This window comes from Stenotrophomonas sp. C-A, assembly GCF_054030835.1.
In genome coordinates, this window is record NZ_CM132916.1 from 1850975 (window position 1) to 1870723 (window position 19749).

22 protein-coding genes are annotated in these 19749 nt (G+C 67.1%); 13 read left to right on the forward strand and 9 right to left on the reverse strand.

Going from position 1 to position 19749, the window contains the following annotated elements:
• The first annotated feature begins 39 nt into the window (after nucleotides 1–39).
• Entirely contained in the window at nucleotides 40–687 is a 648-nt protein-coding gene (locus ACW5IY_RS08845) for a response regulator (protein WP_004153112.1), read from the forward strand.
• Between the two features lie 256 nt (nucleotides 688–943).
• On the opposite strand, the gene eda is transcribed toward ACW5IY_RS08845, so the two are convergent.
• The 5 genes from eda to zwf form a co-directional block, all read right to left on the reverse strand.
• Complete coding sequence (gene eda / locus ACW5IY_RS08850) at nucleotides 944–1603, reverse strand: bifunctional 4-hydroxy-2-oxoglutarate aldolase/2-dehydro-3-deoxy-phosphogluconate aldolase (RefSeq protein ID WP_049434194.1); 660 nt, start codon at nucleotides 1601–1603, stop codon at nucleotides 944–946.
• Between the two features lie 117 nt (nucleotides 1604–1720).
• Nucleotides 1721–3637, reverse strand: coding sequence for a phosphogluconate dehydratase (gene edd / locus ACW5IY_RS08855; RefSeq protein ID WP_049434192.1), 1917 nt, complete (start codon nucleotides 3635–3637; stop codon nucleotides 1721–1723).
• Between the two features lie 58 nt (nucleotides 3638–3695).
• Nucleotides 3696–4418, reverse strand: a complete 723-nt coding sequence (gene pgl, locus ACW5IY_RS08860) for a 6-phosphogluconolactonase (RefSeq protein ID WP_049434190.1) — start codon at nucleotides 4416–4418, stop codon at nucleotides 3696–3698.
• Entirely contained in the window at nucleotides 4415–5422 is a 1008-nt protein-coding gene (gene glk, locus ACW5IY_RS08865; RefSeq protein ID WP_049434189.1) for a glucokinase, read from the reverse strand. Before glk ends, pgl begins: the two co-directional genes overlap by 4 nt.
• Nucleotides 5419–6855 (reverse strand): glucose-6-phosphate dehydrogenase, encoded by a 1437-nt coding sequence (gene zwf, locus ACW5IY_RS08870; RefSeq protein WP_049434187.1) that lies wholly within the window; start codon nucleotides 6853–6855, stop codon nucleotides 5419–5421. The genes glk and zwf overlap by 4 nt, the downstream gene beginning before the upstream one ends.
• 352 nt (nucleotides 6856–7207) lie before the next feature.
• On the opposite strand from zwf, the gene ACW5IY_RS08875 reads away from it, so the two are divergent.
• A complete protein-coding gene (locus ACW5IY_RS08875; RefSeq protein WP_010484335.1) occupies nucleotides 7208–8290 on the forward strand; it encodes an ABC transporter ATP-binding protein in 1083 nt (360 codons plus the stop codon).
• A 103-nt stretch (nucleotides 8291–8393) separates the two neighbouring features.
• Here ACW5IY_RS08875 and ygfZ read toward each other — a convergent pair whose 3' ends face one another.
• Nucleotides 8394–9269, reverse strand: coding sequence for a CAF17-like 4Fe-4S cluster assembly/insertion protein YgfZ (ygfZ, locus tag ACW5IY_RS08880; RefSeq protein WP_049434185.1), 876 nt, complete (start codon nucleotides 9267–9269; stop codon nucleotides 8394–8396).
• Between the two features lie 39 nt (nucleotides 9270–9308).
• On the opposite strand from ygfZ, the gene ACW5IY_RS08885 reads away from it, so the two are divergent.
• The 10 genes from ACW5IY_RS08885 (at nucleotide 9309) to ACW5IY_RS08930 (ending at nucleotide 16358) form a co-directional block, all read left to right on the forward strand.
• A complete protein-coding gene (locus tag ACW5IY_RS08885; RefSeq protein ID WP_005409075.1) occupies nucleotides 9309–9479 on the forward strand; it encodes a DUF1674 domain-containing protein in 171 nt (56 codons plus the stop codon).
• A 56-nt stretch (nucleotides 9480–9535) separates the two neighbouring features.
• Nucleotides 9536–9928, forward strand: coding sequence for a succinate dehydrogenase, cytochrome b556 subunit (gene sdhC, locus ACW5IY_RS08890; protein ID WP_005409076.1), 393 nt, complete (start codon nucleotides 9536–9538; stop codon nucleotides 9926–9928).
• Nucleotides 9925–10311: a succinate dehydrogenase, hydrophobic membrane anchor protein gene (gene sdhD / locus ACW5IY_RS08895; protein ID WP_049434183.1), complete on the forward strand. Its 387-nt coding sequence runs from the start codon at nucleotides 9925–9927 to the stop codon at nucleotides 10309–10311. The genes sdhC and sdhD overlap by 4 nt, the downstream gene beginning before the upstream one ends.
• Nucleotides 10312–10342: 31 nt before the next feature.
• Nucleotides 10343–12133 carry a succinate dehydrogenase flavoprotein subunit gene (sdhA, locus tag ACW5IY_RS08900; RefSeq protein ID WP_049434180.1) on the forward strand — a complete coding sequence of 597 codons (1791 nt, stop codon included), beginning with the start codon at nucleotides 10343–10345 and terminating at the stop codon, nucleotides 12131–12133.
• 66 nt (nucleotides 12134–12199) lie between these two features.
• Nucleotides 12200–12985 carry a succinate dehydrogenase iron-sulfur subunit gene (locus ACW5IY_RS08905; protein WP_005409079.1) on the forward strand — a complete coding sequence of 262 codons (786 nt, stop codon included), beginning with the start codon at nucleotides 12200–12202 and terminating at the stop codon, nucleotides 12983–12985.
• A gap of 73 nt (nucleotides 12986–13058) precedes the next feature.
• Nucleotides 13059–13307, forward strand: coding sequence for an FAD assembly factor SdhE (locus tag ACW5IY_RS08910; protein ID WP_005409080.1), 249 nt, complete (start codon nucleotides 13059–13061; stop codon nucleotides 13305–13307).
• Nucleotides 13258–13707 carry a hypothetical protein gene (locus ACW5IY_RS08915; RefSeq protein ID WP_049434178.1) on the forward strand — a complete coding sequence of 150 codons (450 nt, stop codon included), beginning with the start codon at nucleotides 13258–13260 and terminating at the stop codon, nucleotides 13705–13707. Before ACW5IY_RS08910 ends, ACW5IY_RS08915 begins: the two co-directional genes overlap by 50 nt.
• Before the next feature lie 23 nt (nucleotides 13708–13730).
• Nucleotides 13731–14972, forward strand: a complete 1242-nt coding sequence (locus ACW5IY_RS08920) for a lipoprotein-releasing ABC transporter permease subunit (protein ID WP_049434175.1) — start codon at nucleotides 13731–13733, stop codon at nucleotides 14970–14972.
• A complete protein-coding gene (gene lolD, locus ACW5IY_RS08925; protein ID WP_005409083.1) occupies nucleotides 14965–15678 on the forward strand; it encodes a lipoprotein-releasing ABC transporter ATP-binding protein LolD in 714 nt (237 codons plus the stop codon). Before ACW5IY_RS08920 ends, lolD begins: the two co-directional genes overlap by 8 nt.
• A gap of 221 nt (nucleotides 15679–15899) precedes the next feature.
• A complete protein-coding gene (locus tag ACW5IY_RS08930; protein ID WP_049434174.1) occupies nucleotides 15900–16358 on the forward strand; it encodes a DUF6491 family protein in 459 nt (152 codons plus the stop codon).
• 74 nt (nucleotides 16359–16432) lie between these two features.
• Here the strand turns inward: ACW5IY_RS08930 and ACW5IY_RS08935 are convergent, their stop codons facing one another.
• The 3 genes from ACW5IY_RS08935 to ftsY form a co-directional block, all read right to left on the reverse strand.
• Nucleotides 16433–16702 (reverse strand): oxidative damage protection protein, encoded by a 270-nt coding sequence (locus ACW5IY_RS08935; protein ID WP_019661206.1) that lies wholly within the window; start codon nucleotides 16700–16702, stop codon nucleotides 16433–16435.
• 5 nt (nucleotides 16703–16707) lie between these two features.
• Nucleotides 16708–17832, reverse strand: coding sequence for an A/G-specific adenine glycosylase (mutY, locus tag ACW5IY_RS08940; RefSeq protein ID WP_049434172.1), 1125 nt, complete (start codon nucleotides 17830–17832; stop codon nucleotides 16708–16710).
• A gap of 91 nt (nucleotides 17833–17923) precedes the next feature.
• Nucleotides 17924–19225, reverse strand: a complete 1302-nt coding sequence (gene ftsY, locus ACW5IY_RS08945; protein ID WP_049434170.1) for a signal recognition particle-docking protein FtsY — start codon at nucleotides 19223–19225, stop codon at nucleotides 17924–17926.
• 129 nt (nucleotides 19226–19354) lie between these two features.
• Between ftsY and ACW5IY_RS08950 the strand changes: the two genes are divergently transcribed.
• Entirely contained in the window at nucleotides 19355–19654 is a 300-nt protein-coding gene (locus ACW5IY_RS08950) for a hypothetical protein (protein WP_049434168.1), read from the forward strand.
• Nucleotides 19655–19749 lie beyond the last annotated feature (95 nt).

Consider the following 19749-nt stretch of genomic DNA (forward strand, 5'->3'; position numbering starts at 1 on the left):
AGCTTGACCTGCAATGGCCGCATTCGAAGAGGTACGTGAATGACGATTCGAGTCTACCTGGTGGATGACCACGCACTGGTCCGCACCGGGATGAAGATGATTCTGTCGGGGGAAACCGACATCGAGGTGGTGGGCGAAGCCGAGACCGGCGAGGACGCGCTGCGCGAGGTCCGCCAGCTGCTGCCGGACGTGGTGCTGTGCGACCTGCACCTGCCGGGTGTGAGCGGCATGGAAGTGACCGAGCGCATCGTGCGCAGCCACCGCAATACCCGCGTGGTGATCGTGTCGGTGCTGGAAGATGGCCCGCTGCCGAAGCGGCTGCTCGAAGCCGGTGCTGCCGGTTACATCGGCAAGGGCTGCGATGCGCAGGAACTGCTGCGTGCGGTGCGCGACGTGGCCGGTGGCCGTCGTTACCTGGGTACCAGCATCGCGCAGAATCTGGCGTTGTCGACGGTGGAAGGCAATGGTTCGCCGTTCGACAGCCTGTCGCCGCGCGAGCTGGAAGTGGCGTTGCTGCTGACCCAAGGCCTGCGCCAGGAAGACATTGCGCGGCGCCTGAGCCTGAGTGCGAAGACGGTGAACACGCACAAGGCGCGGCTGTTCGAGAAGATGGGGATCCACGACAACATCGCGCTGGCGCGGATGGCCAGCCAGTACGGGTTGGTGGATCCGGCACGGCCGCTGTGAGGGATTCGGCCAACGGCTGAGCCCCTCGCGGTGGTGGTGCGGTTGGATTCTGGAGGCTCGGTCGCGCCATCCCTCCGCAGGGCCACGGACAGGTTCCGTGCGCGTCCACCGCGGAATGAAGAAGGAAGAGCGGGAGCGGGTCGCGCGCTTTGCCCGCTCTGGATGCTGGTCCTGTAGAGCCGAGCCCATGCTCGGCTGCTTTCCATTCCGCTGGCGTGGAGCCGAGCGTGGGCTCGGCTCTACAGCTGCGTTGGGCTCAGTGGCCGCGCACGCGCTGGATGATCTTCGCGGCGTCGGCGGCGCTGGCGCGCACCTTGTCCCATTCGCCGTCGGCGATCCAGTTGCCCGGCACCATCCACGAACCACCAATGCAGACCACGTTCTTCTGTTCGAGGTATTCGGCGGCGGTGTTCTCGGTGATGCCACCGGTCGGGCACAGCTTCAGGTCAGCCACCGGGCCAGCAAGGCCCTTGATCATTGCCAGCCCGCCCACGGCCGTGGCCGGGAACAGCTTGCACACACGGAAGCCGCGCGCGTAGAGCGACAGCAGCTCGGTCGGCGTGGCCGCACCCGGCACCACCGGCAGCGGCGCAGCGGCCAGCGCATCAGCCAGGGCCGGCGGCGTACCCGGCGTCACCAGGAAATCCGCGCCCGCATCGATCGACTGCTGCATCTGCTCCACGGTCAGCACCGTGCCCGCGCCCACCACCACATCCGGCAGCTCGCGCTTGAGCATCGCCAGCGCTTCCATCGCCACCGGCGTCCGCAGCGTCAGTTCGATGGCCGGCAGGCCACCTTCCAGCAGCGCCGCACTGACCGCCCGCGCCTGGTCCAGCGTATGAATCGTCACCACCGGCAGGATGCCCGCCGCATGCAACAGCTCCGCCGCCTTCACCTGATGTTGTTCGATACCCATGCTTTTGCCCTTGCCTTTGCTCTTCTTGATTCAGTGGCCGCAGCGCAGATGACGCGCCGGGAATTGTCCAAGGGCGCTCTACTGCCCAAGCCGGGAAGCCTGCCGCGGCTTTTCGCTTCAGGCGTCCTTCGCCTCATGCGGCGCTGCCGCCGCCGCGGCATCGTGTCCCAACTCATACTCCGCGTCGTAATCCCACGGCCCGCCATCAGCCGCCGCCGGCCCGCACGAAATCGAAATCGCCCCCTGGTCGGCTGGACCCACCACGCGGCGGTTGATCGCGAACAGGTTGCGGCCCAGGTCATGCGCGGCCGGCGCGGTGTTCGGCGCCAGCGGACGTGCGGCCCATTCCGCCGCATCCACCAGCACTTCCAACGTGCCGGCCTCGCCATCCAGGCGGATCATGTCGCCCTCGCGGACCTTCGCCAGCGGACCGCCGCGGGCAGCCTCCGGCGTCACGTGGATCGCCGCCGGAATCTTGCCCGAGGCGCCGGACAGGCGGCCGTCGGTAACCAGCGCCACGCGCCGGCCCTGGTTCTGCAACAGGCCCAGCAGCGGCGCCAGCGAATGCAGTTCGGGCATGCCGTTCGCTCGCGGGCCCTGGTATCGCACCACCGCCACGAAATGCTCGGGCAGCAGGCCACCGGCATGCAGCTTGTTCAACACCTGCGGTGCATCGACCACCACGGCCGGCGCTTCGATCGTGCGGTACTGCGGCTTCACCGCCGACAGCTTGATCAGCGACTTGCCCAGGTTGCCGCGCAGCAGTCGCAGGCCACCCTGTTGCTCGAACGGATTGTCGACGCCACGCACCACTTCGTCATCGGCGCTGCGTTCCAGGCCCGGCAGATAGACCAGCCGGCCGTCGCGCAGCTGCGGCTCGCGCGCATAGTCGGCCATGCCGCCGCGCGCCACGCTCACGAGGTCGCCGTGCATCAGGCCGGCCTTGATCAGCTCGCCGAACACGAACGCCGGGCCGCCGGCCGCAGCGAAGCGGTTCACGTCGGCGTCGCCGTTCGGATAGACGCGGGCCAGCAGCGGGATCAGCTGCGACAGCTCGTCGAAATCGTCCCAGGTCAGCACGATGCCGGCCGCACGTGCCACCGCGATCCAATGGATGGTGTGGTTGGTCGAACCGCCGGTGGCCATCAGCGCGATGACCGCGTTGATGATCGCGCGCTCGTCGATGATCCGGCCCAGCGGACGGAAGTCATCGCCCAGCGCAGTGATGTCCAGCGCACGTTCGGTCGCTTCGCGGGTGAGTGCATCGCGCAGCGGCGTGCCCGGATTTACGAACGACGCGCCCGGCAGCTGCACGCCCATCGCTTCCAGCAAGACCTGGTTGGAATTGGCTGTGCCGTAGAAGGTGCAGGTGCCAGCGCCGTGGTACGACGCGGACTCGGCTTCCAGAAGCTCTTCGCGGGTGGCTTCGCCGGCGGCGTAGCGTTCGCGCACTTCGGCCTTCTGCTTGTTCGGAATGCCCGGGGTCATCGGGCCGGCCGGCACGAACACCGCCGGCAGGTGGCCGAAGGCCAGCGCACCGATCAGCAGGCCCGGCACGATCTTGTCGCACACGCCGAGGTAGACGGTGGTGTCGAACATGTCATGGCTGAGCCCGATCGCGGTCGACTGGGCGATCACATCGCGCGAGAACAGCGACAGTTCCATGCCGCCACGGCCCTGGGTGACGCCGTCGCACATCGCTGGCACGCCGCCGGCCACCTGTGCCGTAGCACCGAGCTCGCGGGCGATGTCGCGGATCTGCTCGGGATAGGTCTCGAACGGCTGGTGCGCCGACAGCATGTCGTTGTAGGCGGTGATGATGCCCAGGTTCGGCGTCACGCCACCGCGCAGGCGGCTCTTGTCGGTGCCGCCACAGGCGGCGAATCCGTGGGCGAGGTTGCCGCAGCTCAGGCGGCTGCGGAACGGGCCCTCACGCAGGGAGGCATCGATCGCGGCCAGATAGGCGGCACGCGAGGCGGCGCTGCGGCGGATGACACGCTCAGTGATGGCTTGCAGTTGCGGATGGAGGCTCATTGGCTACCGGCGTTCGTGGTGGCGAGAGGCAAGCGGCGGCGCGGCGCCGCCGCCGACATCAATCAGCCCAGTGCACGCGCAGGCGCGCGCCGTCCAGGTTGATTGCATTGAGGATCGGGTACTGCTGGGCGTCGTTGCTGTCCAGCGCCTGGCGCAGCACCTGCAGCTTCTGCTTGCCGCGCAGCAGCAGCAGGCGCTGGCGGCACTGGCCCAGCCCGTGTGGGGTCAGCGTGATGCGCAGCGACCACTGGTTCGCGCCCGGGCAGCCGGTGGCGTCCAGTGCCGCGTAGGGCAGGGTGCTTTCCAGTGCGCGGGCCAGGTCCTTCGAGCCCGGGAACAGCGAGGCGGTGTGGCCGTCGTTGCCCATGCCCAGTGCCACCAGGCTCGGCGGCTGGCTGTGCTGGGCCTGCAGGTTGGCGGTGTAAACGCACTCCGGCAGCGGCTTGCCGATCCGCACCAGCGGATCGAAATGCGCACCTTCGGCGCGCTTGAGCAGGTGCTCGCGCACCAGCCAGGCGTTGCTGTCGCGATCCTGCGGCGACAGCCAGCGCTCGTCGGCCAGGCTCACTTCCACCCGGTCCCAGTGCACGTCCAACTCGGCCAGAGCCTGGTAGACCGGCGCCGGCGTGGTGCCGCCGGACAACAGGATGCGGGCGCGGCCCACTTCGTTGATGTCGTGGTTGAGGGTCTGCGCCATCTCGGCGGCCACTGCCTCGATCCAGCCATCGGCATCGCCGTGGCTGATGAACTCGATGCGGTCGTCGTGGAAGGTGGGACTCATGCGGCAACTCCAGGTGCGTCACGTTCGGCGTCGGCGGCATAGGCGGCGGCGCCCAGCAATCCGGCGTGGGGATGCATCACGGCCAACGAGGGAACGCGCGCCATGATCGAAGAGAACCGCCCCTTGTGTTCGAAGCGCTGGCGGAAACCAGAGTGCTGCAGCGAATCGAGCATCTTCGGGGTCAGACCGCCGGTCAGGAACACGCCATCCCAGGCACCCTGGGTCAGCACCAGGTCGCCGGCAATGGCGCCGAACACCGCGCAGAACACGTCCACGGTGCGCATTGCCTGCGGATCGCCATGCAGGGCGCGGGCGGTCACGTCCACCGGCTGCAGCTGGCCGGGATCGATACCGGCCAGCTCGCACACCGCGCGATGGATGTTGACCAGGCCGGGGCCGCAGATCAGTCGCTCGTTGGAGACGCGGCCGAACTGCTCGGACAGGATTTCCAGGATGCGGATCTCCTCCGGGGTTCCCGGCGGGAAGCTGACATGGCCGCCTTCGGTTTCCAGCGGGTAGCAGCGCCCGTGGCGCAGGATCAGGCCGCCGACACCCAGGCCGGTACCCGGGCCGATCACCGCGTAGTTGCGGGGCTGGCCGGGCTTGCCGGGGACCCAGGCGGCACCGCCGACCTGGACCACGTCATCGGGCTGCAGCAGTGAAATCGCCATCGCCTGTGCGGCGAAGTCGTTGATCAGGTGCAGTTCGTCGAAACCGAGCATGGCGGCGGTGCGGCTGCGCGAGATCACCCACGGATGGTTGGTGATGCGCGCTTCGTCTCCATCGACCCGACCGGCAACCGCGAACACGCCGCGGCTTGCAGTGGCACCGATCTGTTCGAGATGGTGGCGTGCGGCATCACCCAGCGAGGGAAACTCCGCCACCGCATACTCGCGGATGCTGTCCTTCTGCAGCGGTGCGTCCTGCGAGGTGTCAGCCAGGGCGAAGCGGGCGTTGGTGCCGCCGATGTCGGCGACCAGCACCGGCTGCGAACTGGCACTCATGCCGAGGCTCCAGTGTCCGGTGCGTCCACACCCTGCGGAAGGAACTCGCCCGCATTGCTCGGGCCCCATTGGCCGGCCGGGTAGGGTTCCAGCGGCAGCTTGGCGTCCTTCCAGGCATCGGCGACGCTGTCGATCCACGCCCAGGCGGCGCGCACTTCGTCATCGCGCACGAACAGCGTGTGGTTGCCGTTGAAGGCATCCAGGAACAGGCGTTCGTAGGCGATGCGGCGGTGCAGGCCGGTCGGCACCGACAGCTCCAGCTCCAGCGGGTGCAGTTCCAGCGCGCCCCATTCCGGGCCGGCCAGGCTGCTCATCAGGCCCAGTTCGATGTTTTCCTGCGGCTGCAGCTGGAACACCAGGCGGTTCGGTGCGGCCTGCGCGCGCTGCGGGCGCTCGAACAGCCAGTGGGTGACCGGCTTCAGCGTGACCACCACGCGGGTGGTGCGTTCGGGCAGGCGCTTGCCGGTGACCAGGTGGAACGGCACGCCGCTCCAGCGCCAGTTGTCGATGTGCGCGGTGACACCGGCGAAGGTCTCCACGTCGCTGCCTTCCGGCGGCTGGTAGGCCTGTGCCGGCTGGCCGTTGATGGTGCCGGCGGTGTAGCGGCCGCGGATGCTGTCACGCGCGGCGTGCTTGGCATCAAGCGGACGCAGGGCGCGCAGTACCTTGACCTTCTCGTCGCGGATGCGGTCGGCTTCCAGCGACGCCGGCGGTTCCATCGCCACCATGCACAGCAGCTGCAGAATATGGCTCTGCACCATGTCGCGCAGCGCGCCGGAGCGGGCGTAGTAGGCGTCGCGGCCATCCACGCCTTCGCTCTCGGCCACCAGGATGTGCACCGATTCGATGTAGTTGCGGTTCCACACTGCCTCCAGCAGCGTGTTGCCGAAGCGCAGCGCGATCAGGTTCTGAACTGCCGCCTTGCCCAGGTAGTGGTCGAGACGGAACACGCGGTCCTCGTCGATCCACTGGCCGATGGTGCTGATGATTTCCTCGGCGCTCTCGCTGTCGCTGCCGATCGGCTTCTCCAGCATCAGGCGTGCCGGTGCGGCAAGTGCGCCGCCCTTGGCCAGGCCTTCGCAGGTGGAGATGTACAGGCCCGGCGGGATGGCCAGGTAGCTGACGCACTTGCGGTGCACCAGGTCGGAGACCGCGGCGGCAACCGAGTCGACGTCGCGCAGATCCACCGAACGGTAGTCGATGCGGCGCAACAGGGCACCGATGTCGTCCTGCGTGGCCATCGGCATGGCCTGCTGCAGGCGCGGCCGCAGGATGTCATGGAAGGCTTCGGTGTCATGCCCGGACAGGGCCAGCGCACGGATGCGGAAGTCCTCCGGCAGCAGGCCGTCGCCAAGCAGGCGAAGCAGCGAAGGGAACAGGTAGCGCTGGGCCAGATCACCTGTGGCACCGAACAGGAAGAGGGTGTCGTGCATCGCTCGAGTTTCAGATCCGGGTGACATCGTTGTCAATCGCTTCATGGCTGGGTTCGGGGGACATCCGCGCAACTGCCTGTCCGAGGTTCGTCAGGGGCGATCTCCGGGGTGGCGGAAGACCGTTCCATTCGAAACCACTACCTCGGCGGAAGCTTCGTTCAACCGCCGACGCAGATCGGTGCGCACCGATCATCGGATAGTGCCACGTGAAAACGTTTACATGGCAGAATGGGCAACTGTATTCGATTGCAGTGCTCGCCGTCATGCGGCAAGCGCGCAATCATCACTGCCATCGGGAGGGCCGAGGCAGTCCCAAAAGACAGCCCGGCTTCGGGCGGACCGGAAAGGTGAAATGGCAAAAGTGCAGTTGCAGGGTGTGCGCAAGGTCTATGACAACGGCCAGGTCGCGGTGAAGGACGCCAGCTTCGAGGTCGCCGATGGCGAGCTGATGGTGCTGGTCGGTCCGTCCGGCTGTGGCAAGTCGACCCTGTTGCGGATGGTGGCCGGCTTGGAAGAGATCAGCGGCGGCACGCTGACCATCGGTGATCGCGTGGTCAACGACGTGGCGCCGAAGGATCGCGACATCGCGATGGTGTTCCAGAGCTACGCACTGTATCCGCACATGACCGTGGCCGAGAACCTGGCCTTTGGCCTGAAGCTGCGCGGGCATGACAAGGCGACCATCGACAAGCGCATCGCCGAAGCGGCGCAGACGCTGGGCCTGACTGAGATGATGGACAAGCTGCCCAAGGCGATGTCCGGCGGCCAGCGCCAGCGTGTTGCGCTGGGCCGGGCGCTGGTGCGCGAGCCGGCGGTGTTCCTGCTCGACGAACCGCTGTCCAATCTGGATGCCAAGCTGCGCCATAGCGTGCGCACCGAAATCGCGCAGCTGCACCGCAAGCTGGGCACCACCATGATCTACGTGACGCACGACCAGGTTGAAGCGATGACCCTGGGCCAGCGCATCGTGGTGCTGAAGGACGGCATCATCCAGCAGATCGATACCCCGATGGCGCTGTACGACCGCCCGGCCAACCTGTTCGTGGCCGGCTTCCTCGGCAGCCCGGCGATGAACGTGCTGCGTGGCACGCTGCAGGGCGACGCCGGTGGCGTGACCGTGGTCGACGGCGAATGGCGTGCACCGCTGGGCCAGGCCACGATCGATCCAGCGTGGTTGCAGAAGCCGATCGCGGTGGGTGTGCGGCCGGAGCACCTGCAGCCGGCGGCCGCCGATGATGCGCATGCGTTCACTGCGCGCATCGAAGGCATTGAGCCGGTCGGCAACGAGATCTTCGTCAACCTCAGCAGTGGCCAGCATGCGCTGACCATGCGCGTGGCGCCGCAGGCGCTGCCGGCGGTGGGCGAGCAGATCCGCGTGGCGATCCACCCGCAGGGGTTGCATTTCTTCAACCCGGAAACCGGCGAGCGCCTCTGATTCTGTAGAGCCGAGCCCACGCTCGGCTGCTTCGTTGCAGTGCGGACCAACGGTCCGCACCCACCATGGTGGCGGTAGCGCCGGGCCGTGCCCGGCGTGAACCTCAGCGCGCCAATCCATCCAGTAGCGGCACACGCTGCGCCACCGCACCACCCACCTGCAGCTCGGCGTCGCTGGCCTCCAGCGGCAGCACCGCCAGCGCCAGCTCACCGGCCACGCTGGCAATCGTGCCCAGCGCTGCGCCGTCCTGCTGCACGCCATCGCCGGCCTGCGCCGGTGCTGCGGTATGCAGCAGCTGTACCGCGCGCTTGGCCTTGCCGAGGAAGTGGGTGCGCGCGACGATTTCCTGGCCGGGATAGCAGCCCTTCTTCACGCTGTAGCCGTTCAGGCGGTCCAGGCCCAGCTGCTGGGGGGTCCACACTTCGCGCTGGCTTTCTTCCAGTCGCGGCAACCCGTAGCGCAGGTCGGCCTGGCGCCAGGCCAGGGCGAAAGCGGCCTCATCGGTTTCGCTGCCGGCGGCAAAGGCATCAGCTGCGCCAATGCGCAGGGTGCGCGGCAGCGCATCGCTGCCCAGGTCAAGTTCCCAGCCGTCCGCTGCGGCGTGCGCAATCGCGGCGTTGCTGGCGGCTTCGGGCGCGGTGAAGGCGCCGGCCACCGCCAGATCGCTGCGCACCTGCACCTTCACCTTGCGACGGAACACGAAGCGCTGCAGTTGCGACGCAATCGCATCGGCATCGCCGTCGGCCAGCACCAGCATCACGTGGTCGTCGGCCAGCCGAAGTAGCTGGAACACCGCCAGGGTGCGGCCTTTTGCGCTCAGCCAGGCGCTCCACTGCCAGTGCAGCAGGGGCAAGGCAGTGACGTCGCCGCTGAACTGGGCGTGGGCGAAAACGGCCGCATCCGTGCCCTGCAGGCTCAGCAACTGGTGGCCGGGCAGGCGCGGATATCCGACGAAAGCAGGGGGCAGGTTGTCAGGCACGTGAACGAGGTCTAAAATTTGTGCGTTGCGAGACCGAACATGATAGGCCAAACAACCCCCACTCCCGACGACGAATCTGAAGCCCCGCTGGTCCCCGCGGCACCCGTGCCCGTGGAACAGGAAAAAGCAGAGGAATTCGGCGGCCGCGGCGGACTTGATCCGGTGCGGTATGGCGATTGGGAGAAAAACGGACGCTGCATCGATTTCTGATCAGCATTGAGCCAACGCGGCCGTGTGCCGCCCAGCCGAGACAACGAGCCCAGCGAATGGCGACCAGACAACGCCCACTTTCCCCGCACCTTCAGGTGTATCGCTGGCAGATTCAGATGGCCACCTCGATCCTGCATCGAGCCACTGGCGTCTTTCTGTCTGTTGGTGCCCTCATCATCGCCGCCGGCCTGCTGGCCCTGATGATGGGGCCCGAATCCTGGAACTGCTTCACCGGCCATGCCGGGGCCTGGTATGGCCGCGTGTTCCTGTTCGCGTGGACATGGTCGTTCGCCTATCACCTGTGCAATGGCATCCGCCATGTGGTGCAGGACTTCGCCATCGGCTTCAGCATCCCCGCCTTCATCCGCAGCAGCTGGCTGTCGGTCACCGGCAGCCTGGTGATCACCCTGCTGGTGTGGGCCTATGTGATGTTCGGAGGTGCCGCGTGAGCAAGTTCCGTACCCCGTTGAAGAGCGTGCGCGGCCTTGGCTCGGCCAAGACCGGTACCGAGCACTTCGTGCACCAGCGCCTGACCGCCGCCGCGCTCGTGGTGCTGGGCATCTGGTTCCTGGTCTTCGTGCTGGGCCTGCTGGGCTCGGACTACGCGACCGCCGCCGCCGCCGTGGCCAAGCCGTGGAACGCAGTGCCGCTGATCGGCCTGCTGATCGCCATGTTCTGGCACGCGCAGCTCGGCATGCAGGTCGTGCTGGAAGACTACATCCACGAATCGCTGCTGGCCCTGGTGCTGCAGACCGCGGTGAAGTTTGTCGCCGTGCTCGGCATGATCGTCAGTGTGTTTGCGGTGGGCCGCATCGCCCTCGGCGTTGCCTGAGCCCAGGCACCAACACAGGAATCCAGATTAGATGTCCGCTTACAAGATCACCGAACACAAGTACGACATGGTCGTGGTCGGCGCCGGCGGCGCCGGCCTGCGCGCCACGTTCGGCCTGGCCGCCAAGGGCCTGCAGACCGTGTGCCTGACCAAGGTCTTCCCGACCCGTTCGCACACCGTTGCCGCCCAGGGCGGTATCTCGGCCGCACTCGCCAACATGGGCGAGGACGACTGGCGTTACCACTTCTTCGATACCATCAAGGGTTCGGACTGGCTGGGCGACCAGGACGCCATCGAATACATGTGCCGTGAGGCCATCCCGGCCATCATCGAGCTCGAACACTACGGCGTGCCGTTCTCGCGCACCGCCGAAGGCAAGATCTACCAGCGTCCGTTCGGTGGCATGACCACCAAGTACGGTGAAGGCCCGGCGGCGCAGCGTACCTGCGCGGCGGCCGACCGTACCGGTCATGCGATGCTGCACACCCTGTACCAGCAGTCGCTGAAGCACGATGCGCGCTTCATGATCGAGTACTTCGCGCTCGACCTGATCTTCGACGACGAAGGCGCCTGCCGCGGCGTGCTGGCCCTGGACATGTCCGACGGCACCCTGCACCTGTTCCGCGCCCAGGGCGTGGTGCTGGCCACCGGCGGCTACGGCCGTGCCTACTTCAGCGCCACCTCGGCGCACACCTGCACCGGCGACGGTGGCGGCCTGGCCATGCGTGCCGGCATCGCCATGCAGGACATGGAGTTCGTGCAGTTCCACCCGACCGGCATCTACGGCGCCGGCTGCCTGATCACCGAGGGTGTCCGCGGTGAAGGTGGCATCCTGCGCAACAGCAGCGGCGAGCGCTTCATGGAGCGCTATGCGCCGCACTACAAGGATCTGGCCTCGCGCGACGTGGTCAGCCGTTCGATGACCATCGAGATCCGCGAAGGCCGCGGCGTCGGCGAGCACAAGGACCACATCCTGCTCGACCTGACCCACCTCGGCCCGGGCGTGATCGACGACAAGCTGCCGGGCATCGCCGAGAGCGCCCGCATCTTTGCCGGCGTCGACGTGCACAAGCAGCCGATCCCGGTCATCCCGACCGTGCACTACAACATGGGCGGCATCCCGACCAACTACCACGGTGAAGTCGTCCGCAAGGATGGCGACAACCCCGACGCGGTGATCCCGGGCCTGTACGCGATCGGCGAAGCCGCCTGCGTGTCGGTGCACGGTGCCAACCGCCTGGGTTCGAACTCGCTGCTGGACCTGGTGGTGTTCGGTCGTGCGGTGGCCAACCGCTGCGCCGAGACCATCAAGCCGGGCGCGTCGCACAAGCCGCTGGCGTCTGATGCCTGCGACAAGGCGCTGGGCCTGCTGGACAAGCTGCGCCACGCCAACGGCGATACCCCGACCTCGGTCATCCGCGATCGCATGCAGCGCACCATGCAGGCCGACGCGGCGGTCTTCCGCACCAGCCAGACGCTGAAGGAAGGCTGCGAGAAGATGGACAAGATCTTCGACTCGTTCCAGGACGTGAAGGTCTCCGACCGTTCGCTGGTGTGGAACTCGGACCTGATCGAGACCTACGAGCTGAACAACCTGCTGCTCAACGCGGTGGCGACGATCAACTCGGCCGAACAGCGCAAGGAAAGCCGCGGCGCGCATGCGCACGAGGACTTCCCGGACCGCGACGACGTCAACTGGCAGAAGCACACCCTGGTCAGCGTCGACGAGAAGGGCAAGTGCAGCTTCGACTACCGTCCGGTGCACATGTACACGTTGACCGACGACGTGTCCGTAGTGCCGCCGAAGCCGCGCGTGTACTGATCCGACCCCGCCTACCATGCAATCCGCGCCCAAGGGCGCGGGCCGCCTGAGCCAACGAGAGCAGCCATGGCCGAGTTTTCACTCCCCAAGAATTCCAAGATCACGAAGGGCAAGCACTTCCCCGTCAAGAACGGCGGCAAGAACGTGCGCACCTTCAAGATCTACCGCTGGAGTCCGGACGACGACAGCAACCCGCGCACCGATACCTATGAAGTCGATCTGGATGCCTGTGGCCCGATGGTCCTGGACGCCCTGATCAAGATCAAGAACGAGATCGACCCGACCCTGACCTTCCGCCGCTCCTGCCGCGAAGGTATCTGTGGTTCGTGCGCGATGAACATCGACGGCACCAACACCCTGGCCTGCACCCGAGCCATCTCGGACTGCGGCAAGAAGGAAGTGCCGATCTACCCGCTGCCGCACATGAACGTGGTCAAGGATCTGGTTCCGGACCTGACCCACTTCTACGCGCAGTACGCCTCGATCAAGCCGTGGATCCGCACCCAGACCCCGGCACCGCCGGACCGCGAGCGCCTGCAGTCGCCGGAAGACCGCAAGAAGCTGGACGGCCTGTACGAGTGCATCCTGTGCGCCTGCTGCTCGACCAGCTGCCCGAGCTACTGGTGGAACGGCGAGCGTTACCTGGGCCCGGCGATCCTGCTGCAGGCCTACCGCTGGATCATCGATTCGCGCGATGAGGACACCGGTGCGCGCCTGGACGATCTGGAAGATCCGTTCAAGCTGTACCGCTGCCACACCATCATGAACTGTGCCCGGACCTGCCCAAAGGGCCTGAACCCGGCGCTGGCGATCGCCGAGATCAAGAAGCTGATGATGGAACGCCGCGCCTGATACGGCGCAGGGTAGTTGCATGACCCCAGTAGAGCCACGCCATGCGTGGCTTTGCTGTATCTGGAGAAGCACGATGGAAGAAGACGTTTTGCTGAAGAAGCTGCGCTGGCGCTGCCGCCGCGGCATGCGCGAGCTGGACCAGCTGTTCGGCCGTTACCTCGACCACGAATGGAGCACTGCGCCGACCGAAGAGCGCGAGGTTTTCCTGTTCCTGCTCGATTGCGAGGACGATAAGTTGTGGCGCTGGTTCATGGGCTATGAGGCCTGCCCACATGCGCACGCGATCCCCCTCATGCAGAAGATCCTCGCCCTCAAGCCTTGAGTGGCGCCCCTCGCGGCTGCAGGCCGCCGCCCAGCTGGCGGTGCTGCTGGCCGCACCCTGGCTGCTGCGCGCATCGGATCTGCCGCCGCGGCTGTTGATTCCCGCGGTGTTGCTGGCCTGGGGCATCGGGTTGGCCGAACTGGCCTGGCGCCAGCGCAGGCCACGCGTGCAGGTGCTTCTGCCGGTACCGTCCGAGCCGCTGCAGGTGGCCGGGCAGGACGTCGATGCGCCACAACTGGTCGTGCGTGGCCCCTGGCTGCTGTTGCTCTGGCGTGAGGATCGGCGCCGCCGGCGCCTGCTGTTCTGGCCGGATGTGCTCGATTCCGGGCAGCGACGTGAACTGCGACTGGCCGTGGCCGCACGTAGCGTTTCCCGTCGGCCCCGGTCGATGGCACCATAAGCTGAATTGACCGGCGTGCCTGCATGTTCAAACCCATTCCCGTGGCCATTGGCCTGCGCTACCTGCGCGCCAAGCGCCGCAACGGCTTCATCTCCTTCATCTCGATGGCATCGATCCTGGGCATCGCGCTCGGCGTCACGGTGCTGATCACCACCCTGGCGGTGATGAGCGGTTTCCAGAAGGAAATCCGCAGCCGCCTGCTGCAGATGACCGCCCACACCACCATCAGCCGTGACGGCGAGCCGATGCCGGACTGGATGCGGGTGGTCGATGTGGCCAGCAAGGACCCGCGCGTGGCCGGTGCCGCGCCGTACATCGAGATCCAATCGATGATCAGCGGCCCGCGCGTGCAGGGTGCGATCATCCAGGGCATCGACCCGGCGCTGGAGCCGAAGGTGTCGGTGATCGACAAGAAGGTCACCAAGGGCAGCTATGACAGCCTCACGCCGGGCAGCTTCAACCTGCTGCTGGGCAAGGAGCTGGCGATCTGGCTGGGCGTCGATGTCGGCGACCAGGTTCTGGTGACCTTTGCAGAAGTGCAGGGCACGCCTGCCGGTGCGGTGCCACGGATGAAACGCTTTACCGTGAGCGGCATCTTCGAGGCCGGTTACAACGAAGTCGACCGTGGCGTCGGCTTCGCCAACATGAAGGACCTGGAGCGCGTGCTGCGCAGCGACGGTGCCACCGGCGTGCGCCTGAAACTGCACGACATGGACCGCTCGCTGGAAGTGGGCGTGGATCTGGCGCAGAACCTCGGTGGTGCCTACCGCGTGAGTGACTGGACCCAGCAGAACGCCAACCTCTACCACTCGCTGCGCATGGAGAAGGTGGTGATGGGCATCCTGCTGTCGCTGATCATCGCCATGGGCGCCTTCAACCTGGTGTCCTCGCAGGTGATGCTGGTGACCGACAAGCAGGCCGACATCGCCATCCTGCGCACCCTCGGCCTGACCCCGGGTGGCGTGATGCAGGTATTCATGGTGCAGGGCTCGCTGATCGGCATCTTCGGCACGCTGGCCGGCCTGATCGGTGGCATCACCCTGACCCTCAACCTGGAGCGCATCCTCGGCGCCATCGAGAGCGTGTTCAATGTCAAGCTGATGCCGGAGGATGTGTACTACATCACCGGCCTGCCGACCGACATGCAGACCGGCGACGTGGTGGCGATCACCGTGGTCGCACTGCTGATGAGCTTCCTGGCCACCCTGTATCCCGCCTGGCGGGCAGCGCGCACCCAGCCGGCGGAGGCCCTGCGTTATGAATAAGGTCTTCAACCGCGGCGATGAAGTGATCCGTGCCGAAGCATTGGGCAAGACCTACGCCGAAGGACGCATGCAGACCCCGGTGTTCGATGGCCTGGACCTGACCGTGACCGCCGGCGAAACCGTGGCGATCATCGGTGCCTCCGGCGCCGGCAAGAGCACGCTGCTGCACCTGCTGGGCGGCCTCGACATTCCGACCGCGGGCGAGGTCTATGTGACCGGCCAGCGTATGTCGGCGCTGTCGGATACCGCGCGTGGCCTGCTGCGCAACCAGGCGCTGGGCTTCGTCTACCAGTTCCATCACCTGCTGCCGGAGTTCACCGCGCTGGAAAACGTGATGATGCCGGTGCTGCTGGCTGGCACCGCGGTGGCCGAAGCGAGCAGCCGGGCAACCACGCTGCTGGAAGCGGTCGGCCTCGGCCACCGCCTGGACCACAAGCCGGGCGAGCTGTCCGGCGGCGAGCGCCAGCGTGCTGCGGTGGCGCGAGCACTGGTCAACCATCCGGCCTGCGTGCTCGGTGACGAGCCGACCGGCAACCTGGATGACCGCACTGCTGCAACGGTGTTCGAGCTGATGCTGGAGCTGAATCGTGCACGTCACACCAGCCTGGTGCTGGTGACCCATGACCGCAGCCTGGCGCGTCGCCTGGACCGGGTGCTGGAGCTGCGCGAAGGGCGCCTGCACGCACTGGCCCACGCCGACGTCTGAGCGGTCGGACGGACTCTGGTAGAAGCCGACCTTGGTCGGCTGCTCCTGCAGGGCAAGCGCCAACCAAGGTTGGCGTCTACCGGAATCCGACGTTCTGGACCCGCTTTGGTAGAGGTCGACCTTGGTCGACCGCCGACCGGCGCCTGAATGGGGCTGTCGGCCGTCGCACCGGCGTTGCCAAGCCAGGCGCATGATGGCGACAGTTCCCCGAGGAGATCGCCATGAAGACCCCGCTCCTGCTGGCCGGCCTCTGCCTGGCCCTGGCCGCCTGTGCCACCACCGGCCGGCTCAGCAGCGCCGAGAAGCTTGACCTTTACCGTGCCCACGCCGGTGCGCCGCAGAACGACATGCAGTTCTTCGGCACCCTCAATGGCTGGACCGAGCTGGGTGACAGCGCGCTGGCGGTGTGGACGCGTCCCAGTGAGGCCTACCTGCTGGAGCTGAGAGGCCCCTGCCAGGACCTGCCGTATGCCACCGCCATCGGCCTGACCAGCCAGATGAACCGTGTCTCGGCGCGCTTTGACAAGGTGCTGGTGCGCGACCCCACCGGCGGCCCGCGCATGCCTTGCTTCATCAACAGCATCCGCAAGCTGGACGTGAAGGCGCTGCGTGCCTCCGAGCAGGAGCTGCGCCAGGCGCAGGTGCAGGAGCGCGAGGCGGAGACCTCCCCGGCCAAATGATCAAAAAAGGGGACGGAGGGGATTAAGTCGTTTGTGCCACAAACGACTTAATCCCCTCCGTCCCCTTTTTGTTGTCAGGCTTCCGGAACGAAGCCTGCGGGCTTCTCCGCGTCCTTCTCGAACAGGAATTTGACCAGTTCGCCTTCAAGGAACGCGCGATGCTCCGGCGTGCGCGGTGACAGCCGGTTCTCGTTGATCAGCATGGTCTGGTGCGCCAGCCACGCGGCCCAGGCCTGCTTGCCGATGTTGTTGAAGATGCGCTGGCCCAGCTCACCGGGGTAGGGCACGAAGTCCAAACCTTCGGCATCGCGTTGTTCGTACTGGCAGAAGACGGTTCGGGGCATGGCACTCACTCGTGGTTGCGGGGCTTCTTGGAAGTTCGTTTCGACGTCTTGATCGTGGCGCCGTCGAGCAGCTTGCGGATCGGCGCCGGAAGGCCCAGCGCGGGCAGTTCGTCGGCAGCCACCCAGCGCAGCGTCGGTTCTTCCACGCGCAGGCCGTGTACCTGCCGCGACAATACCTGCAGATGCAGCCTGTAGTGGCTGAAGGTGTGCTGCAGCACCGGCAGTTCCTCGGCGTCTTCCAGCGAGCCGTCGACATGGGCATCGAACCAGTCCTGCAGCGCGCTGCCGGCGTCGGCCTGCGGCAGCGTCCACAGCTGCGCCCAGATACCGGTATCCGGCCGCTTCTGCAGCAGCACGCGCTGCTGGGCGTCACGCAGCAGCAGGGCGACCGCTTCGCGCTCGGGCAGGGTCTTGCTGGGCTTGGGCGTGGGCAGATCAGCGGTGCGGCCTTCGCGACGCGCCACGCAGTCGTCCTGCAGCGGGCAGATCACGCACGCCGGCTTGGCCCGACTGCAGACGGTGGCGCCCAGATCCATCTGCGCCTGGGTGTAATCGGCCATGCGCCCGGCCGGTACCTGCGCCACGTGCGCCTCGGCGATGGCCCACAACTGCTTCTCGATGGCCGGCAGGCCGGGGAAGCCGTCGATGCCGTGGTAACGGCTCAGCACGCGCTTGACGTTGCCATCGAGGATCGCGAACGGGTCGTTCCAGGCTTGGCTGAGGATCGCACCGGCGGTGCTGCGGCCGATGCCGGGCAGGGCGTGCAGCGCCTCGACATCACGCGGCAGGTCGCCCTCGTGCAGTTCCACACAGCGCTTCGCGGCGGCGTGCAGGTTGCGCGCGCGGGCGTAGTAGCCCAGCCCGGCCCACTGCGCCATCACCGCATCGTTGCTGGCAGCGGCGAGGTCGGGCAGGGTCGGGAAGTGCTGCAGGAACCGCTGGAAATACGGGATGACCGTGGCCACCTGGGTCTGCTGCAGCATGATCTCCGACAGCCAGACCCGGTAGGGGCTGCGTGGGTGCTGCCAGGGCAGATCGTGGCGGCCGTGGTCGTCAAACCAGTGCAGCAGGCGGGCGACGAAGCCGTCGTGCTGGGCGGTGTCGGCGCTGGCGTGCGGCTGGCGGGGCATCGGTGTTCCAGAGAGGCAGCCACCCGTGGGTTAACCCTTGTAGAGCCACCCCATGGGTGGCTGCACCAGAGTGCGGTGGCTGCACGGTGTATCAGGCGCCCAAAGCTTCAGGCAGCAGGGCGTCGACGAAAGCTTCCGGATCGAACACGCGCAGGTCTTCCGGGCGCTCGCCGATACCAGCGAAACGGATCGGAATACCGAATTCGCGGGCCAGCGCGAACACCACGCCGCCCTTGGCGGTGCCGTCCAGCTTGGTCACCACCAAGCCGGTCACGTTCACTGCGGCGTTGAACTGGCGCAGCTGCGACAGCGCGTTCTGGCCGGTGGTGCCGTCGATCACCATCAGCACCTCGTGCGGCGCGGTGGGGTCGATCTTGCCGAGCACACGGCGGATCTTGCCCAGCTCGTTCATCAAGCCGGACTGGGTGTGCAGGCGGCCGGCGGTGTCGGCAATCAGCACCGAGGTGCCACGGGCCTTGCCGGCCTGCAGCGCGTCGAATGCCACCGAGGCGGCATCGGCGTTCTGGCCCTGCGCGACCACGGCCACACCGTTGCGCTCGCCCCAGGCCTGCAGCTGGGCCACGGCGGCGGCACGGAAGGTATCGCCCGCGGCCAGCATCAGGCTGTGGCCATCATCCTTGAAGCGCTTGGCCAGCTTGCCGATGGTGGTGGTCTTGCCGACGCCGTTGACGCCGACGGTGAGCACCACGAAGGGCTTGGCGTTGCGGTCGATCACCAGCGGCTTGGCCACCGGCTGCAGGATCGCGATCAGTTCGGCGCGCAGCGCGGCCAGCAGCGCATTGGCGTCCGCGAACTCGCGCGACTTCATGCGCCTGCGCAGGCCCTCGACCAGGTCGGTGGTAGCACCCACGCCGACGTCGGCGGTGATCAGTGCGGTTTCCAGCTCGTCCAGCAGGTCGTCGTCGAGCTTGGGGTTGCGCGAGAACAGGCCGCCGAAGCTGCGCGCGATGACGCTGTTGCGCAGGCGCTCACGCCAGCCGGGCTTGCCGGCCGGAGCGGGCACGGCGTCGACCGAAGCAGCGGCCGGCAGGTCGTCGGCGACCGGGGCCGGGGTGGACTCAGGTGCCGGTGCCGGTTCGATGACCGGGGGCGTGACGGGGGCGACGTCGATCGGCGCCGAAGCTGCCGGAACCGGTGCGGCTGGAGCCGGAATCACCGGTGTGGGTTCGACAGTGACCGGAACGACGGCTGCCGGAGGCGGCTCGACCGGTACAGGCTCGGCCGGTGCCGCTACGGGTGCCGGCTGCTTGTCCTCGACCGGCGCGGCCGACGGGAACGCCGCCGCCAGCTCTTCAGCCGAGTAGTGCTGGGTCTTGGGTGCCTCCGCTGCGGGGGCATCCTGGGGCTTCTTGCGGCGGAAAAAACTGAGCATTGGCAAAAGGCGCTGAAATCAGAGGGATATGCTACCACTCGGGCCTGTCGGGCCGATGTGGACTCAAGGTCGCGGCCCATCGGCCGTTAACCGGTCCGGAGGGCTGCGCAGTGCGGCCCGGAGACCGCCATGAACAACGTGATGGGAGCGGCACTCAGTGGCATGCGTGCAGCCCAGCAGGGCGTGCAGGTGGCCGCGCACAACGTGGCCAATCTGGCGACCCCGGACGCCCAGCGCCTGCAACTGCAGCGTAGTGCGGTGGAGCAGGGCGGAGTGCAGGCCTCGGTGACCCCTGGCGGCGCCGATGTCAGTGCACCGCTGGGAGATCTGCTGGCCGCGAAAGCCGAGGTGGTGGCCTTCGCTGCCAATGCCACGGTGATCCGTCGCCAGGACCAGATGCTGGGCTCGCTGCTGGATCGCGAGGTCTGAACCCCCTCGGCAGGCGCCAACCACCGCTCCTGGTGGGTGCCAACCCTGGTGGGCACGCTCGACCCGCCCTGGTAGGTGCCAACCTTGGTTGGCAC

Coding starts and splice junctions, on each gene's coding strand:
- ACW5IY_RS08845 (WP_004153112.1), top strand. CDS start 40: ATGACGATTCGAGTCTACCTGGTGGATGACCACGCACTGGTCCGCACC.
- eda (WP_049434194.1), bottom strand. CDS start 1,603: ATGGGTATCGAACAACATCAGGTGAAGGCGGCGGAGCTGTTGCATGCG.
- edd (WP_049434192.1), bottom strand. CDS start 3,637: ATGAGCCTCCATCCGCAACTGCAAGCCATCACTGAGCGTGTCATCCGC.
- pgl (WP_049434190.1), bottom strand. CDS start 4,418: ATGAGTCCCACCTTCCACGACGACCGCATCGAGTTCATCAGCCACGGC.
- glk (WP_049434189.1), bottom strand. CDS start 5,422: ATGAGTGCCAGTTCGCAGCCGGTGCTGGTCGCCGACATCGGCGGCACC.
- zwf (WP_049434187.1), bottom strand. CDS start 6,855: ATGCACGACACCCTCTTCCTGTTCGGTGCCACAGGTGATCTGGCCCAG.
- ACW5IY_RS08875 (WP_010484335.1), top strand. CDS start 7,208: ATGGCAAAAGTGCAGTTGCAGGGTGTGCGCAAGGTCTATGACAACGGC.
- ACW5IY_RS08885 (WP_005409075.1), top strand. CDS start 9,309: ATGATAGGCCAAACAACCCCCACTCCCGACGACGAATCTGAAGCCCCG.
- sdhC (WP_005409076.1), top strand. CDS start 9,536: ATGGCGACCAGACAACGCCCACTTTCCCCGCACCTTCAGGTGTATCGC.
- sdhA (WP_049434180.1), top strand. CDS start 10,343: ATGTCCGCTTACAAGATCACCGAACACAAGTACGACATGGTCGTGGTC.
- ACW5IY_RS08905 (WP_005409079.1), top strand. CDS start 12,200: ATGGCCGAGTTTTCACTCCCCAAGAATTCCAAGATCACGAAGGGCAAG.
- ACW5IY_RS08910 (WP_005409080.1), top strand. CDS start 13,059: ATGGAAGAAGACGTTTTGCTGAAGAAGCTGCGCTGGCGCTGCCGCCGC.
- ACW5IY_RS08915 (WP_049434178.1), top strand. CDS start 13,258: ATGCGCACGCGATCCCCCTCATGCAGAAGATCCTCGCCCTCAAGCCTT.
- ACW5IY_RS08920 (WP_049434175.1), top strand. CDS start 13,731: ATGTTCAAACCCATTCCCGTGGCCATTGGCCTGCGCTACCTGCGCGCC.
- lolD (WP_005409083.1), top strand. CDS start 14,965: ATGAATAAGGTCTTCAACCGCGGCGATGAAGTGATCCGTGCCGAAGCA.
- ACW5IY_RS08930 (WP_049434174.1), top strand. CDS start 15,900: ATGAAGACCCCGCTCCTGCTGGCCGGCCTCTGCCTGGCCCTGGCCGCC.
- ACW5IY_RS08935 (WP_019661206.1), bottom strand. CDS start 16,702: ATGCCCCGAACCGTCTTCTGCCAGTACGAACAACGCGATGCCGAAGGT.
- mutY (WP_049434172.1), bottom strand. CDS start 17,832: ATGCCCCGCCAGCCGCACGCCAGCGCCGACACCGCCCAGCACGACGGC.
- ftsY (WP_049434170.1), bottom strand. CDS start 19,225: ATGCTCAGTTTTTTCCGCCGCAAGAAGCCCCAGGATGCCCCCGCAGCG.
- ACW5IY_RS08950 (WP_049434168.1), top strand. CDS start 19,355: ATGAACAACGTGATGGGAGCGGCACTCAGTGGCATGCGTGCAGCCCAG.